Origin of the sequence: Mesobacillus jeotgali (assembly GCF_014856545.2) — a bacterium.
GTDB lineage: Bacteria > Bacillota > Bacilli > Bacillales > Cytobacillaceae > Mesobacillus.
Window position 1 is genome coordinate 710,700 of the sequence record NZ_CP109811.1, and the last position, 14,432, is coordinate 725,131.

16 protein-coding genes and 1 pseudogene are annotated in these 14,432 nt (G+C 44.5%); 10 read left to right on the top strand and 7 right to left on the bottom strand.

Annotation, left to right across the window (positions count from 1 at the left end; genetic code table 11):
* Window positions 1–123: 123 nt before the first annotated feature.
* Entirely contained in the window at window positions 124–990 is an 867-nt protein-coding gene (locus tag FOF60_RS03555) for a TRM11 family SAM-dependent methyltransferase (RefSeq protein ID WP_192469909.1), read from the top strand.
* Window positions 991–997: 7 nt separating this feature from the next.
* Here the strand turns inward: FOF60_RS03555 and FOF60_RS03560 are convergent, their stop codons facing one another.
* The 4 genes and pseudogenes from FOF60_RS03560 to FOF60_RS03570 form a co-directional block, all read right to left on the bottom strand.
* The gene (locus FOF60_RS03560) at window positions 998–1,234 is read right to left on the bottom strand and encodes a hypothetical protein (RefSeq protein WP_264647638.1); all 237 of its coding nucleotides are present in this window, start codon (window positions 1,232–1,234) and stop codon (window positions 998–1,000) included.
* A 54-nt stretch (window positions 1,235–1,288) separates the two neighbouring features.
* Window positions 1,289–2,194: a helicase-related protein gene (locus FOF60_RS24525; protein WP_413632881.1), complete on the bottom strand. Its 906-nt coding sequence runs from the start codon at window positions 2,192–2,194 to the stop codon at window positions 1,289–1,291.
* A gap of 21 nt (window positions 2,195–2,215) precedes the next feature.
* Window positions 2,216–2,733, bottom strand: a pseudogene (locus tag FOF60_RS24530) (DEAD/DEAH box helicase); the annotation flags it as partial.
* A gap of 198 nt (window positions 2,734–2,931) precedes the next feature.
* Window positions 2,932–3,474 (bottom strand): uridine kinase family protein, encoded by a 543-nt coding sequence (locus tag FOF60_RS03570; RefSeq protein ID WP_225649816.1) that lies wholly within the window; start codon window positions 3,472–3,474, stop codon window positions 2,932–2,934.
* 286 nt (window positions 3,475–3,760) lie between these two features.
* On the opposite strand from FOF60_RS03570, the gene FOF60_RS03575 reads away from it, so the two are divergent.
* The gene (locus tag FOF60_RS03575; protein WP_192469733.1) at window positions 3,761–3,943 is read left to right on the top strand and encodes a DUF3896 family protein; all 183 of its coding nucleotides are present in this window, start codon (window positions 3,761–3,763) and stop codon (window positions 3,941–3,943) included.
* Between the two features lie 123 nt (window positions 3,944–4,066).
* On the opposite strand, the gene FOF60_RS03580 is transcribed toward FOF60_RS03575, so the two are convergent.
* Window positions 4,067–4,564 carry a hypothetical protein gene (locus tag FOF60_RS03580; RefSeq protein ID WP_192469732.1) on the bottom strand — a complete coding sequence of 166 codons (498 nt, stop codon included), beginning with the start codon at window positions 4,562–4,564 and terminating at the stop codon, window positions 4,067–4,069.
* A 96-nt stretch (window positions 4,565–4,660) separates the two neighbouring features.
* Here FOF60_RS03580 and FOF60_RS03585 point away from each other — a divergent pair, with 96 nt between their 5' ends.
* The 5 genes from FOF60_RS03585 (at window position 4,661) to FOF60_RS03605 (ending at window position 9,360) form a co-directional block, all read left to right on the top strand.
* The gene (locus tag FOF60_RS03585) at window positions 4,661–5,269 is read left to right on the top strand and encodes a vWA domain-containing protein (protein ID WP_192469731.1); all 609 of its coding nucleotides are present in this window, start codon (window positions 4,661–4,663) and stop codon (window positions 5,267–5,269) included.
* On the top strand, window positions 5,256–5,840 hold the full coding sequence (locus tag FOF60_RS03590; RefSeq protein ID WP_192469908.1) for a DUF4352 domain-containing protein: 585 nt from the start codon (window positions 5,256–5,258) through the stop codon (window positions 5,838–5,840). Before FOF60_RS03585 ends, FOF60_RS03590 begins: the two co-directional genes overlap by 14 nt.
* Window positions 5,841–6,068: 228 nt before the next feature.
* Window positions 6,069–7,145: a hypothetical protein gene (locus FOF60_RS03595; RefSeq protein WP_192469730.1), complete on the top strand. Its 1,077-nt coding sequence runs from the start codon at window positions 6,069–6,071 to the stop codon at window positions 7,143–7,145.
* Between the two features lie 141 nt (window positions 7,146–7,286).
* Entirely contained in the window at window positions 7,287–7,973 is a 687-nt protein-coding gene (locus tag FOF60_RS03600; protein ID WP_192469729.1) for a response regulator transcription factor, read from the top strand.
* Complete coding sequence (locus tag FOF60_RS03605; RefSeq protein WP_192469728.1) at window positions 7,957–9,360, top strand: HAMP domain-containing sensor histidine kinase; 1,404 nt, start codon at window positions 7,957–7,959, stop codon at window positions 9,358–9,360. Before FOF60_RS03600 ends, FOF60_RS03605 begins: the two co-directional genes overlap by 17 nt.
* A 27-nt stretch (window positions 9,361–9,387) precedes the next feature.
* Here the strand turns inward: FOF60_RS03605 and FOF60_RS03610 are convergent, their stop codons facing one another.
* Entirely contained in the window at window positions 9,388–10,479 is a 1,092-nt protein-coding gene (locus tag FOF60_RS03610) for a GIY-YIG nuclease family protein (RefSeq protein ID WP_192469727.1), read from the bottom strand.
* Between the two features lie 266 nt (window positions 10,480–10,745).
* On the opposite strand from FOF60_RS03610, the gene proC reads away from it, so the two are divergent.
* Complete coding sequence (gene proC / locus FOF60_RS03615) at window positions 10,746–11,546, top strand: pyrroline-5-carboxylate reductase (protein ID WP_413632883.1); 801 nt, start codon at window positions 10,746–10,748, stop codon at window positions 11,544–11,546.
* Window positions 11,547–11,761: 215 nt separating this feature from the next.
* On the opposite strand, the gene FOF60_RS03620 is transcribed toward proC, so the two are convergent.
* Entirely contained in the window at window positions 11,762–12,097 is a 336-nt protein-coding gene (locus FOF60_RS03620; RefSeq protein WP_319801564.1) for a hypothetical protein, read from the bottom strand.
* Between the two features lie 169 nt (window positions 12,098–12,266).
* Between FOF60_RS03620 and FOF60_RS03625 the strand changes: the two genes are divergently transcribed.
* Both FOF60_RS03625 and FOF60_RS03630 read left to right on the top strand, forming a co-directional pair.
* Window positions 12,267–13,988, top strand: coding sequence for an ABC transporter ATP-binding protein (locus FOF60_RS03625; protein WP_192469725.1), 1,722 nt, complete (start codon window positions 12,267–12,269; stop codon window positions 13,986–13,988).
* Between the two features lie 68 nt (window positions 13,989–14,056).
* A complete protein-coding gene (locus FOF60_RS03630; protein ID WP_102261331.1) occupies window positions 14,057–14,272 on the top strand; it encodes a hypothetical protein in 216 nt (71 codons plus the stop codon).
* Window positions 14,273–14,432: the final 160 nt, after the last annotated feature.

The following is a 14,432-nucleotide window of genomic DNA, read 5'->3' on the forward strand; positions in this document are numbered from 1 at the left end:
TAATGGAATGGAGAAAAACAACGAAAGGGTTTGTTTACTTTGTTATTAACTAACCTTGAGCCTAGCTCTTATATATATAATTATGCTGTACCGGATGAAGAAAAATCTTTGTGTGACCTGGAAATGCGTTCGTTCTTTGGTTTTGATACAGAGTTAAGCATGCTGGAGAGTACTTTGAAAATCAATCCAAGCCGAAGCCCGTTTATGAGGGGACGTATGGATGTCATCATTGAAAGTGAGCAATTTGAGGACCTGATTGAGCAAGTGAAGCAGATAGATTTGACTGGCTCTACCTTTAAAGTGATGTATGTAAGAGTGGCAGGTCCTGAAAAGGTGGATTTTGAAGAAAGGCGCCGAATCGAACGGGAAGTGGGTCTGCAAATTCCTGGAGAGCCGGAGCTCGTAAATCCAGCTGTACTGTTTGGTATCATGAATGTAAACGGGCGCTGGGTATTTGGTGAATACCACAGCAGTGAAGCGATCTGGCTGAACCATCAGCAAAAACCGCACAGCTACTCAACTTCCTTAAGCACACGTGTCGCAAGAGCAGTAGCCAATATCGCCGTTCCTGATCCAGCTGGAGTCAAAGCGATCGACCCATGCTGCGGCATTGGAACGGTAGTGGTGGAAGCATTGTCGATGGGCATCGACATCGTTGCCAGTGATGTCAACCCGCTCATACTGCCTGGTACAAGGGAGAACATCGCACATTTTGGCTATGCAACGGAAGTGACGTTTAAGGACATCCGCAAGGTTACTGGAAGCTATGACGTGGCCATTATTGATATGCCTTACAATCTATGCTCGGTCATCACACCCGAAGAGCAGCTCGAGATGCTTCATAGCACATACAAATTCGCTGATAAAGTGGTCATCGTCACGATTGAACCAATCGATTCTATCATCGGAGATGCCGGCTTTGAAATTGCTGACCGCTGTGTCGTGAGAAAAGGGGCCTTCGAACGCGAGATCATAGTATGTGAAAAATAGGATAAATTTAAGGACGATTATGGATGTCATAATCGTCCTTTCTTCTTGTCCTCTTAATCCAGCTCCAGCGCCTAGCCCCTCGAGTCGCTTGTCTAGTGTTGCCTCCTAGAAACTCCGAAACTTCAACTCCGCCGGCAGAAGCCAAAAGCGCTTCTTTGTCGGAGTCTCTAGTTTCTGCGTTTCTGGACAGTCGGCTATACATTTCGATTTCGGTCCTGCCAATGAAGTCAAAGAACGACTTCACTGTCAGGCCCTCCAGCGCTTGTCGGGGCTGAACGAGGCGCTTGCGCTTTTTGTTCTATTTAATTGCCTTGCTGACTCTAAGTTTCTTTCCTTTGATCGTTGCATTCTCCATTGCCTGAATGACAAGGGAGCCTTTTCCGTTCAGGATATCTACATAGGACATTGTATCGTGAATCGTAATGATGCCGATATCGTCCGCCGTTACTCCGGGGATTTTCGCGATGGTTCCAACGAAGTCGACGGCGCGAAGCTTCTTCTTTTTGCCGCCGCTGAAATGAAGCTTCATGATATCCTGGTTGATCCTGGCTGTTTTGTTGTTTTTCACAACACGGCGTCCACTGATTTTTTCATCGAATGCAGCCTGGTTCCTTGCAACATCCTGCTTGCTCGGGGCTTCTGTTACAGGAATCTCAAAGCCAATGTAACGTTCGATTGCCCTGATGAATTTCCCTTCATAAGGTGTAGCAAGCGTAATCGCCTTTCCTTTGTTTCCGGCGCGGCCAGTTCGGCCTGTACGGTGCACATAGCCCTCTTTTTCCATAGGAACGTCATAGTTAATGACAAGCGAAACGTTATCGACGTCAATTCCCCTTGCAGCCACATCGGTCGCCACAAGATAGCGAAAATTTCCCATTTTAAAGCCATCCATCACAGCAAAGCGGTCTTCTTGTTCCAATCCGCCATGAAGTCTTTCACAAGAATAGTTTGCATTTTCAAGCTGGGCAAACACGGTATCGACGTTTTCCTTCGTCCTGCAAAAAACGATGCAGCTGTCAGGGTTTTCCACAACCGTAACATCTTTTAGTAGGGAGATCTTGTCCTCTTCTTTCACTTCAATCAACATATGGTCAATTGTATTTGTCGTAATACCGGTAGAAGCGATTTCGATGTTGACGGGATCCTTCATATATTTATGGCAGAGATTTTCAACATCCTTGGGCAATGTCGCAGAAAACACCATCGTAACCCGATTTGGAGGAAGTTCTTCTATAATGGATTCAACAGCATCAATAAATCCCATGTTAAGCATTTCATCTGCTTCATCGATGATCAGATATTTTACCTGGTCCAAAACCAGCGTTCCTCTTTCAATATGATCGATGACACGACCGGGTGTACCAACGACGACATGAGTTTTTTGCTTCAGTTCCTCTTTCTGTTTCGAGAAGGGTTCCTTACCATAAACGCCATGGCCTTGATCCTTTTGAACCGTCCGATATTCGTGATATCTTCACGAACCTGAACAGCCAGTTCCCTGGTTGGAGTCAGAATCAACGCTTGAGGATTCTTTTCCTCCCAATCAACCATATCGCAAATTGGAATTCCGAATGAAGCCGTCTTCCCGCTTCCAGTCTGGGATTTAACAACAAGATCCTGATTTTGCAACGCCATTGGAATCACTTCTGCCTGGACCTCTGTGGGACTTTCATATTTCAGCACACTAAGTGCTCTTTTTATTTCATCGCTTAAATGATAATCCTCGAAACTTCTTTGGCTCATTAAATAACCTCTTTTATTTTTTATTATCCGACTTATATATAGGATTCTCGCAAAGAATCATCATATGCATAAACTGAATGGTATTCATTATACTTGAAATAGAGAAATATGCGACCGTAATTTGAAACCGTAAGTAGAAGGGAATCTAAGAAATGCTACTTTGGTCATCATGGGTAAAAGATCTCATTGCTTGATATCTTATTTATTTCCGCTAATGACAATGTCAGCCCGGTCAGATGGTTTTTGCTGTTGAACATACATATCCTCGGCCACCATCCAGTTGGCTTCCCACATCTCCCGGGCACCTTCGCCATCTCTCTCAATCCCGCGGGCAAGCCGCAACTCTCGCGGACAATCAACCCAGATTTTCAGGTCATAGAAGTCCTCAAGTTCCTTGCGAGTGGAATAGACACCTTCAATAATGACAATTCCGCCAACTGGGACAGTATGGAATTCCGCCAGAGTATCTGTGTCCCAATCATAACGCTGATAATCGCCCTCCTGGTCGCTGCTCAAAGGCTCCAGCACCTGAGCCATCAGGCGTTTCCAGTCAAAATCAGCGCCAATCGGTTTATTTGCAGGCACATCTTTTATGAGCTGAAAGGAGGGGAGGTAGAAATCATCCTTATGGACAACCGTAACATCAGGCAGCTCAGCCTTCAGCATTTTTGAAAAGGTACTCTTACCAGAACCGCCGCAGCCATCCACACCAATCAGCAGGGTGGACTGCTTCCGGGGCATACTTCGGATTGTCTCAATTAGTTCGCGGGAGGAATGATAGGGACCTTTTAATATTTTCATGCTGATTTTCCTTTCTATTAATATTATCCTGAACGCATCTGAACTTATAAAAACATTAACAATATACATCTAGCCTAAAAAAAGAGAATCTGACGTGAGATTTGACTCGAATTTCTATAATAAGGTTTCACAAAATCACAATAATTTCGATGATACCCTTTAGGGTGTGGGGAGTATAATGAGAATATAAAGAAAACGATTTCATTTCAAAGGAAGGGTGTTGGACATGAACTATCAAGAAGTCAAATCTCAATTAGAAGCATTACAGATGCAGCTGGCGAATAAGATGCAGAATCCAAGCCTGTCTATAGATGAAAAAACTGAACTTCAAAGAGCCATTGCAAACTACGATTATATTATCGAGCTGACTTGCATGAACCATTTTGAGCGAGGCAATGCGATTCATTAAAACGAAGCCTGGAGGCACAACATGCCCTCCAGGCTATTTTTATAGACAAATTATAAATTTCAAAGAAAAAATGCCAGCACCTGGATATGCCGAATGACCAAGGCGTATGCGCTTGTGCCTTACTTATTGGACTCCACTTAATGGCTTCTGGCTAAAATAATCCAATGCATAGTTGACCTGGTCAATTTCATAGATTTTTCTTTCGATGCAAAACTGAATCACAAGGTCGGATGTTTCACTGTCTGACAAAGAGTAGCCGGCAGAGCTTAACAGCTTGTCGGTTTCTTTTTTGTTCAGCTCAAGGGCCAAAGCAAGGGCTGTGACGGTATTCTTACTCGGTTTATATTCAGGGTTTGAGCGGATTTTTGAAAAAAGTCTTCGATCGAGGCCAGCTTTTTTATAAACCTCGGAATCCTTGCAGCCTTTTTTGTCTATAAAGCCAAACAGTACCTTCTGCAAAGTCGGCTTCCGCTTCTCTGCAATGAAGCTTTCAATCTCCAGCGGCGAAATGCTCTCAAGGACAAAATCCTCCAGTGGGGCCATTGATTTTTCACAAACGATATAGCTTAGGTTCCGATCTATATACTGCTGCAGTTCTTCCAACAGCATTTTATCCAGCATGTGGCCAGCCTCCTTAAAATGTCGCTTAACAGGCGACCAAAATATGGATGATTCTAGATATGATTATATCAGATTCAGCTTAGGAGGATGATAGTGATGAAGAATAATTTAACGGAAATCATATTTTTGCTAGACCGGAGCGGCTCGATGGCAGGACTAGAGGGCGACACAGTTGGCGGATTCAATGCTTTTGTGAAAAAACAGACCGAACTGGAAGGCGAAACCATCCTGACAACGGTGCTTTTTGATGATCAATATGAAGTGCTTTGGAACGGGATTGATGCGAGGGAGGCGGAGTTGACCGAAGATGACTACTATGTCCGCGGGATGACTGCGCTACTGGATGCAGTGGGAAAAACGATCCTCGATGTTGGCTACCGTCTCGCCAGAACAAGTGAAGAACGCAGGCCAGGCAAAGTCATCTTCGTGATCACGACAGATGGGATGGAGAACGCTAGCAGCGAGTTCACTTACGGAAAGGTGAAAGAACTGATTCGGCACCAGCAGGAAAGATACAGCTGGGAATTCATCTTCATGGGTGCAAATATCGACGCAGCTAAAGAAGCTGACAGCCTTGGAATCCATATTGAGAATTCCTTTAACTTCGAAGCAACAGTAAAAGGTATTGAAAACATGTATGAAATGGTTTCTGAATCTATCATGGAAAAAAGAATGAAAGGAGTACATGATGATGAAAATCTTTAAAAAATGGTGGTTCTGGCTCATTGCAGTTATTGTTGTCATTGCTTTAGCAGGAGGTGGAGGAGAAGAGGAAACAGCGACCAAGGTAGATAAAGCTGCGGAAACTTCAGCTTCGGCAGAAAAAGACGAAAAAGCTGTGGAAGACTCAACGTCGGCAGAAAACGAAGAAGAAGCTCCGCCAGTAAAGGAAGAATTTTCGGTCGGGGAGAAGGTTCAACTAGGTGACAATGTGCTGACGGTCACGAAAGCTGAGAAATCAGCAGGCAGTGAGTATGACAAGCCAAAGGATGGTCATGAGTATGTCGTCGTCACGGTTATGATTGAAAATGCCGGCGATGAAAACATCTCATATAATCCATTCGATTTTAAGATGTCGAACAGCCAGGGACAAATTCTTGACCAGGCATTCACGACAATCGATACTAATACCGCTCTCCAATCTGGAGAACTGGCTCCAGGCGGAAAAGTAACCGGGACGATTGCTTTTGAGCAGCCGGCAGGTGATCCTGGCCTGCAGCTTCAGTACACGCCCAGCTTCTGGTCCGACAAGACAATCAAGGTCAATTTGCAATGATAGCAGGGAGCGGCATTGCCGTTCCCTTCTTTTGACATTTTCCTGACATATTAACTATTGTAGGGAAGTGAAACTCCTTGATGCCGTTCATGTTTTTGTTTTTTAAAATTTTTATTAAAAAGTTTCATCTGACATTTTGCTGACATATTCACAGAGTAAATTATGAGTATAAGGTTCATGTCCATCTTGAATCTGAAAAAAGAAATGATTTACAGGAGGATGTCAGATATGAAAAAGAAATCAGTTATTGGCTTCACGATCGCAGGCGCATTATTGCTTGGAGGGTATGCAACTACTTCTCTGGCTAATGACGACAGTACGACAAGCACAGCTGCCGCCACTGTCAAAGGCCTTTTTGGTAAAGGTTTTGGCCATAAAGGATTCTACGGAGGGAACTCAGAAGCTCTGCTTGAAAGGGCAAAAGACCTTGGCATCAGTACTTCAGGAAAAGATGCTCAAACATTGATGGGTGAAATTCGCGAAGCTACACTTAAAAATGAAGCAAAAGAATTGGGAATCAAGACTGACGGAAAGGATGCCGCAACGCTGGCTGAGGAAGTTCAACTGGCCAATCTTAAGGAGAGAGCGAAGGATTTGGGCATCTCGACAGATGGAAAGGATGCAGCAGCACTTCATGATGCGATCCGCTTAGAGAACCTTAAGATTAAAGCGAAAGAACTAGGCGTTTCAACGGATAACAAGGATGCTCAGACTCTAATGGAAGATATCCGCACAGCGAACTTGAATAATAAAGCCAAGGAGCTTGGCGTATCCACTGAGGGCAAAGACCTTCAGACACTGCAGCAGGAAGTTCATACTGCATATATAAACCAAGAGGCTAAGAAATATGGGATTACAGTAGACGGCAAGGATATCCGTGAAATTACGCAGGAGGTCCAATCAGCGAAAGTAAAAGCAGACGCAAAAGAGCTGGACATCACTATTGACGGAAAAACAATCGGTGAAATTGCCCAGGAAGTAAAGGAAAAGAAAGTCATGAACCTGGCGAAGGAGCTTGGAATCTCCACTGCTGGTAAAGATACACGCCAGCTGATGGAAGAAATTCAAGCCAAGGATGCTGACAAGCTTGATGAGTTATTTGAGGATGGATTCGGGCGCCATGGAATGGGCTTTGGGCATGGCGGTGGATTTGGAAAGGGCAATGGCTTTGGAAATGGTGAAGGTTTCGGAAAAGGCAATGGCTTTGGACATGGCGGCAGCAAAGGCGGAATGGGACAAGGCGGTTTCGGCGGTGAAGGCGGACGTGGCGGCATGCACCAAAACGGCGGCGGACGCGGATTTTAAATTCATAAAATAGCTGTTGATCCCCCGGTATCGAGCGGGGGATTTTTCCTGTAAGATAAGAAATGGATATACATAAAAAAGACCTGCGGGCGTGAGGGTTTAGGTCAGGTTGTACTCTTAGTGGTGTCGGGAGGAACGACGATGAAAAGCATATTAATCGTAGAAGATGAGCAAACAATCTCCAGAGTGCTGGCGGTTTACCTGAAGCATGAAGGCTATGAGGTCTTACAGGCTTTCGGTGGAAAGGAAGGTCTCCGTTTATTTACTCAGGAACAGCCGGATCTTGTGCTTCTGGATGTGATGCTTCCGGAAATGGACGGCTGGGATGTTTTGAAGGAACTCCGCAAAATCAGCTCCTGTCCGGTCATCATGCTGACTGCCCTTGGGGACATTGATTATCGCTTAAAAGGGCTAAACCAGGGAGCAGACGATTATATTTCAAAGCCGTTTGTTGGCGAAGAGGTGGTTGCCAGAATAAATGCCGTGCTGCGCCGTTTTTCGAATGTCCTGGATACGGAGCATACAAAACAGTTTGGCAGCCTGAAAATCAATATGGATTCACATGTTGTCACAGTCAATGGAGAAAAAGTGGTTTTGACACCCAAAGATCTTAGTTTGCTGATATTCCTGGCAGACCGGCCAAACCGGACCTTTACCAGGGAAGATTTGATTGAAAGTGTATGGGGAATGGATTATGACGGAAGCGATCGCGCGGTAGATCTTTCGATAAAAAGAATTCGCCATTCACTGGCAGAGTGGCCGGCGTCACAGGGAGAAATCAGGACATTAAGAGGATTGGGGTATCAGTTCAGTGTTTACGAAAAATAAAAAGCACGTTCCATTATTGAGATATTGGACAACCAGATATCTTCTGACCCTGATTGTCGGGCTGCTTTTACTCGGTGCCGGTTCGGTGTGGTGGATAAAGGAAACCACACTGGAAAACCGATTGAAGTTAATGGAGTACATGGCTGTTGAAACGGCCGACCGGGTCGCGCAGTCCAGTGATTTCGGCGGTTTTGACAAAAGGATGGGTGACCGGACCAGATTCTTCGAAATGGAAAATCAGCCAGTGCTTATGATTACTGATATGGAAGGGAACGTCCTGAACACTGGCCCAATGCATGGCGGAGGTGGCCCGCGCCGCTTTTCAGGAAAGGTTCCCTCAGATATCATTGCAAATGAAGACAGTGTGAAGAGATTCACTGAAAATGGAACAGATATATATGCGGTTAAGGCGCCGATTAGCATGAATCAACTTCAGGCCGGCTGGGTTGTCGTGATGCAAAACGCCGGCGACTTGACTAACGTTGACCAGGAATATCGTTTGCTGCTCATTTTACTGGTGGGACTTGGCTTGCTTGGCTGGATTGTTATTTATTTTCTCACCAAAAGAATCCTGAAACCTATCCAGGATGTAGCGGCAGCAGCGGCACAGGTGCGTGAAGGGGACTATGCCATCAAGCTTGATTCGGACCATAGAGAACTTGAAATATATGAACTCATTACTTCCTTTAAAGAAATGACCAGCCGACTGATCCAGCTCGAGCAAATGCGAGCAGAATTGCTGGCTGGAGTGACGCATGATTTGAAAACACCGGTCACCTCAATCAGCGGTCTCGTCCAGGCGGTCCGGGATGGGATTGTAACAGGGGAGGAGCGCCAGGAGTTTCTCGACATCACGCTAAAAGAAATCAATAGATTGCAAACCATGATTTCCGACCTGCTGGAATTCAACTCACTTGCAGCTGGTGCGTTCACGATCCGAGAGGAGAATTGTGATTTGAACAAACTCGTTGAGGATATTGGGCGGCAGTGGCAGGTGACTCAGGCTGAACCTGTTGATCTGAAGGTCATCACTCCAGGGCACACCATACGAACTATGACGGATCCATTGCGTATGCAGCAAATCCTAATAAACTTGCTGAATAACTCCTATCAGGCAATGGATGACGAAGGCACTATTACCCTCCAGCTTTCAGAGGGAAGAATTGATGTAATGGACACAGGATCCGGCATACCAGAAGCTGAACAGGCATTGGTGTTTGAGCGCTTCTTCCGCGGCGAGAAGAAAAAGCTCAAGGTCAGGGGCCTTGGTCTCGGCCTGTCTTTCAGCAAAATGCTCGCCCGGTCACTGGGGGCAGACTTGATTTTAAAAGAAAGCAATTCAAGCGGCACGACATTTTCAATACTGTGGCTAAAAAAACATAAGTAACGGGCTGCATCTATCTTCGCAGCCCGTTTAAGCGTTCAGTAAATGAGCAATGGATACATCGAGTTTTTCATAATCACTGCCTTCCAGCCATTCTTCCGGAATGACCATGAACCTGGCATTGCCCCCATTTAAATAGCTATAGATGATTTGGGCTTCATCAAGTTCCTCCTTGCCGATGACGGCAGATTTCCTTTTCTCGCTCTGCTTAAAAGTGTCAAATAGGTTTTCCCTAATCTCCTTTGAAAGCTGCATGAACTTCGCCGGATGGTATTTTCTCCTAAAAATGACCTTATGCCCTTTGATCAGAAAAACCTTCAAGTTACGGTCATTGATCCACTCAACCACGAGAATAGTTTTATTTCCTCCCGTGAATTGAATCATATTTTCCTTATACAAAAGGAGGGAGAATGATTTCATGTAATTCCTGTATTTTGCTGCTTCTTCAAATTGATACTCTTCGGCGGCATGATTCATTTTCTGCTCTAATTCGTCCAGAATCTCTGCATCAGCTCGCTGAAGAAAAGAAATGAACACATCCACGACCCTATTGTATTCCTCAACGCCTGATCCTTCTAAACATAAACCATTGCACTTCCCCATGGTATAGTTCAGGCAAGGAGAACCCTTGAGTGGCTGAAGGCACTTAATTTTAAAATACTCCTTAAAGTTCTCGATTGCTTTTTTTACATAAATGGGACTGGTATAGGGTCCAAAATAAATCGTGCCGCTACCTTCGGATTTTTCAGAAGCGATTGAAATTTTCCGATATGGCCCGTCCATCTTAATTGCAATATAGGAGTAAGCAAGATGGCTCTTCATTTTTTTGTTAAAAAGAGGCTTTAAATCTTTGATGAGCTTGCATTCAAGCAAGAATGCCTCGAATTCCGTATCAGTATGAAAGACGTGGAAATCATTTATGTTAGCGATCATCTTTTTGATTTTTTGCGGATGGGCTGCAGAGTTTTGAAAATATGTTTGAACCCGTTTCTTTAGGCTTTTCGCTTTCCCGACATAAATGACTGTATCTTTGTGATCTTTCATAAGGTAAACACCAGGAGTCAAAGGAAGATTTTTGACCTTATCTTTAATATTCACGTCCGCTCCCTCAATTATCTTCATTTTTTTAACCCTTATATATCTTCATATTTTAGCATAAGAGGTGATTAAGGCTCTTTATATGCATTTAAAGGTGGGATTCGTCAAAATGTTTCCGCTTTCATTCACTATCTCGCCAGTATGCTCCCGAATTGGCCCGATATCCTTGAATCTCATTCTGAAGATGTTACCATAGGTAACGTTGATAAAATGTGAACGGAAATAAACTTTTTATGAGGTGAATGCGGTTGTTAAAACATAAAAAAGTAGCTTTTTTAGGTGCAGGATCGATGGCGGAAGCGATGATTTCAGGTGTAGTCAAGTCAGGTAAAATGCGCGCGGAAAATGTATATGTTACGAACAAGAGCAACGCAGTGAAACTGGAGCGATTGGAATCTAGATATGGAATCAATGCGATGCCCCAGGCTGAATTGCCATATGAAGATATCGATATGTTTATTTTAGCGATGAAGCCAAAGGGTGCAGCGGGAGCACTTGAGGCTTTGAAGGATAAATTAGTGCCTGGCCAGGTGGTTGTATCCGTTCTGGCAGGGATCTCAACAGGTTTTATGGAAGATAACCTGAAAAATGGCCAGCAGGTTGTCCGTGTCATGCCGAACACATCAAGCATGATCCAGGAATCAGCCACTGCCATTTCTCCAGGGTTGCACACAACGGATGAAAACATCGAGGATGTAAAGGAACTTTTAAGCAGCATGGGCAAGGTGTTCCTGATTGAAGAGGAGCAGATGGATATTTTCACAGGCCTTGCCGGAAGCGGACCTGCTTATTTTTACTACTTGATGGAGCACATGGAGCGTGTCGGCAGGGAAAACGGCATGGATGAAAAAATGGCCCGTGAAATCATTGCCCAGACCATCCTTGGTGCGGCAAAAATGATCATCGAAAAAGACGAAACTCCAGAGGTCCTCAGAAAGAATGTAACCTCACCGAATGGAACGACAGCATCCGGCTTGAACGCATTAAGGAAGTACAACGGAGGAACGGCTATCTCCCAGGCAGTCAACCATGCGGCGAACCGCTCAAAAGAAATCAATCGTGAACTTGAAGGAGTCCTTGTTCCTTCTTAAAAGTTGAAAGCTCCGGGCATTGCAGCCCCGGAGCGTTTTTTACATATGGCCGTTTTCCATTGCGGATTCCACTTTACATATATAATCGATAGCCGCGCATCTTCTCATACAGGTATTGCACCCCATACAGCAGGTAGGCTTTGTAATGTATGTAGAAAAAGAACTGAAGATGGCTCAGCTTGTTCAGCTTGATGATTTTTAGCCTCTTGAGCACATCAATAAAAAAAGAAGGCAAAAGTCGCGTCGGCAATCGCATTAAGAGTAATGAACTTTTTGAAATTCCCATATGAGAATTTCAGAAGCCACATCGACAGCGGCATATATGGTCCAATGCTGAATGGAAGTTCGTCCCTCAGGAAGGACTTTCGTTTGTTGAAAAACTTCCACCACTTCCGTTTATGGCCATATAAATGGTTGATAATCTCAAAACCAATAATAAATATACCAGCAAAAGAATAACGCCTGAAGCTTCTTCTGCCTATGAACAATAAAGATAGCCAGGGAACAGCTATTATGATCACATTAAACAGGAAATGTCTCTTTGAAATCAATGATGTTTTCACCTCAACCACTATTCGATTCTCTCTATAAACTGTCCAATATTTAGTAAATATATCCGTGCGTTGAAAAATTATCCTTCGGTTTTATTTTTTCAAAATTATTGAAATAGTGACACTCCTTGGCATATAATCACTTGAAGATATTAAAGGAGATAGGGAAATGATACGCAGATTCTTTACTTATTACCGCCCGCATCGGCGGTTATTCATCATTGATTTTAGCAGCGCGGTGATTGTTGCCTTGCTGGAGCTTGCTTTTCCGCTCGCTGTGCAATGGTTTATTGATACCTTATTGCCAGGCGGGAACTGGAATATGATCGTCAGCGTCAGCGTTGGGTTGCTGCTGTTATATGTCATCAGCACATTGCTTCAATTCATCGTCAATTACTGGGGCCATAAGCTGGGGATCAATATTGAGACGGACATGAGGCAGCAGCTGTTCCAGCATGTGCAGAAGCAATCGTTCCGCTTTTTCGATAATACGAAAACGGGACATATCATGAGCCGGATCACCAATGATCTTTTTGATTTGGGAGAGCTTGCCCACCACGGACCGGAGGATTTATTCATTGCGGTGATGACCTTCGTCGGTGCGTTCTGGATCATGCTGACGATCAACGTCAATCTCGCCTTGACTACGATGATCATCGTGCCATTCCTGATCTGGCTGATTACCTATTCCAACTTGAAAATGAACGCGGCGTGGAAAAACATGTACACAGATATTGCCGATGTGAATGCCAGGGTTGAGGACAGTGTTTCCGGTATCAGGGTGGTCCAGTCTTTTACAAATGAAGATTTTGAGATTGAGAGATTCACAAAGAATAACCGCAAGTTCCGACGTGCCAAATTGAGTGCCTATAAGGTGATGTCCTTCAGTTCATCGAGCATTTATATGCTGACAAGGCTGATTGTTCTCGTTGTTCTCGTGTACGGTGCATGGCTGAGTTTCCAGGGCACCTTGAGCTATGGTGAATTGGTCGGGTTCGTTCTGTATGTGAACGTACTTTTCAAGCCAATCGATAAAATCAGTGCAATCCTGGAGTTGTATCCAAAAGGGATGGCAGGTTTCAAACGGTTTACCGAGCTGATGGACCAGAGCCCAGATGTCGTTGACCGGGAAGATGCGGTTGAGGTATCTGGTTTGAAGGGCAATATTGAATTCAAGAACGTTACCTTCAGGTATGATGAAAATAAATCGGTTTTGGAAGGAATACATCTGAGAATCAATCATGGAGAAACGGTCGCGTTCGTAGGGCCATCTGGTGCAGGGAAAACGACGATTTGTTCATTGATTCCGCGCTTTTATGATGTGAACAGCGGCAGTATCATGATCGATGGCATCGATATCCGCGAGATGACGAAGAAATCGCTGCGCTCGCAAATCGGGATTGTCCAGCAGGATGTGTTTCTTTTTACCGGAACGCTGCGTGAGAATATTGCCTACGGTTCACTCGGGGCAACACATGAGGATATCGTTAAAGCCGCTAAGCAAGCGCATCTGGAAGATTTCATCGCTGCCCTGCCGGATGGCTACGAAACGCAGATCGGCGAACGGGGCCTGAAGCTGTCGGGAGGACAGAAGCAGCGGATTGCGATTGCGCGGATGTTCCTGAAGAATCCGCCGATCCTGATTCTCGATGAAGCGACCTCGGCACTTGATACCGAGACAGAAAGAATTATTCAAAAAGCTCTTGGCGAACTATCCAAGAACCGGACGACGCTGGTCATCGCGCACAGGCTGGCAACAATCCGAAGTGCTGACAGGATTGTCGTCGTGACGGAGGACGGAATTGCCGAAGAAGGCAGCCATGATGAGCTGATCGACCAGGGAGGCATCTTCGCGAACCTGCATAAAGTCCAGTTTGAAACTTCAGTTTAAGATTGGTTTATTTTTCCTGTTTTTGCTATGATATAGGTAAAATCATGATAGATTTGGAGTGAAGTTCCATGACAGGAACCATAACAATCATAATGGTATTTTCGATTCCGCTAGTCGCGATCGTCACAAGCCATTATCAAAGAGTCGCCAAAATCAAACACAGCATGATTAAAGACGAAATCGAGCTTGAAAGATTGAAACATGAAAACTACCTGTTGGAAACGGAAAAGATGAAGCTGGAGCTTATGAAGCTCGAAAGCCCGCTGGACAAAAAAGTTTTATAGAATTTGCCCTCTCGTGTAATGCGAGGGGGTTTTTTATGTTTAGTCAAAATCTCCTTTATTTTTAAAAAATGGTTAAAAATACCTTGTTATAAGACACAAAATGTTATATAGTACATTACAACAGTAATGCACTATATGGCCTGTTAGAGGAGGTGCGGGA

What these genes read in the sequence shown, in the direction of transcription:
- FOF60_RS03595 (WP_192469730.1), top strand. Translation starts at nt 6,069, where the DNA reads ATGAAAAAGAAATCAGTTATTGGCTTCACGATCGCAGGCGCATTATTG.
- FOF60_RS03555 (WP_192469909.1), top strand. Translation starts at nt 124, where the DNA reads ATGCGTTCGTTCTTTGGTTTTGATACAGAGTTAAGCATGCTGGAGAGT.
- FOF60_RS03625 (WP_192469725.1), top strand. Translation starts at nt 12,267, where the DNA reads ATGATACGCAGATTCTTTACTTATTACCGCCCGCATCGGCGGTTATTC.
- FOF60_RS03590 (WP_192469908.1), top strand. Translation starts at nt 5,256, where the DNA reads ATGAAAATCTTTAAAAAATGGTGGTTCTGGCTCATTGCAGTTATTGTT.
- FOF60_RS03600 (WP_192469729.1), top strand. Translation starts at nt 7,287, where the DNA reads ATGAAAAGCATATTAATCGTAGAAGATGAGCAAACAATCTCCAGAGTG.
- proC (WP_413632883.1), top strand. Translation starts at nt 10,746, where the DNA reads ATGGCGGAAGCGATGATTTCAGGTGTAGTCAAGTCAGGTAAAATGCGC.
- FOF60_RS03570 (WP_225649816.1), bottom strand. Translation starts at nt 3,474, where the DNA reads ATGCCCCGGAAGCAGTCCACCCTGCTGATTGGTGTGGATGGCTGCGGC.
- FOF60_RS24525 (WP_413632881.1), bottom strand. Translation starts at nt 2,194, where the DNA reads ATGGTGTTTTCTGCGACATTGCCCAAGGATGTTGAAAATCTCTGCCAT.
- FOF60_RS03585 (WP_192469731.1), top strand. Translation starts at nt 4,661, where the DNA reads ATGAAGAATAATTTAACGGAAATCATATTTTTGCTAGACCGGAGCGGC.
- FOF60_RS03630 (WP_102261331.1), top strand. Translation starts at nt 14,057, where the DNA reads ATGACAGGAACCATAACAATCATAATGGTATTTTCGATTCCGCTAGTC.
- FOF60_RS03575 (WP_192469733.1), top strand. Translation starts at nt 3,761, where the DNA reads ATGAACTATCAAGAAGTCAAATCTCAATTAGAAGCATTACAGATGCAG.
- FOF60_RS03580 (WP_192469732.1), bottom strand. Translation starts at nt 4,564, where the DNA reads ATGCTGGATAAAATGCTGTTGGAAGAACTGCAGCAGTATATAGATCGG.
- FOF60_RS03610 (WP_192469727.1), bottom strand. Translation starts at nt 10,479, where the DNA reads ATGAAGATAATTGAGGGAGCGGACGTGAATATTAAAGATAAGGTCAAA.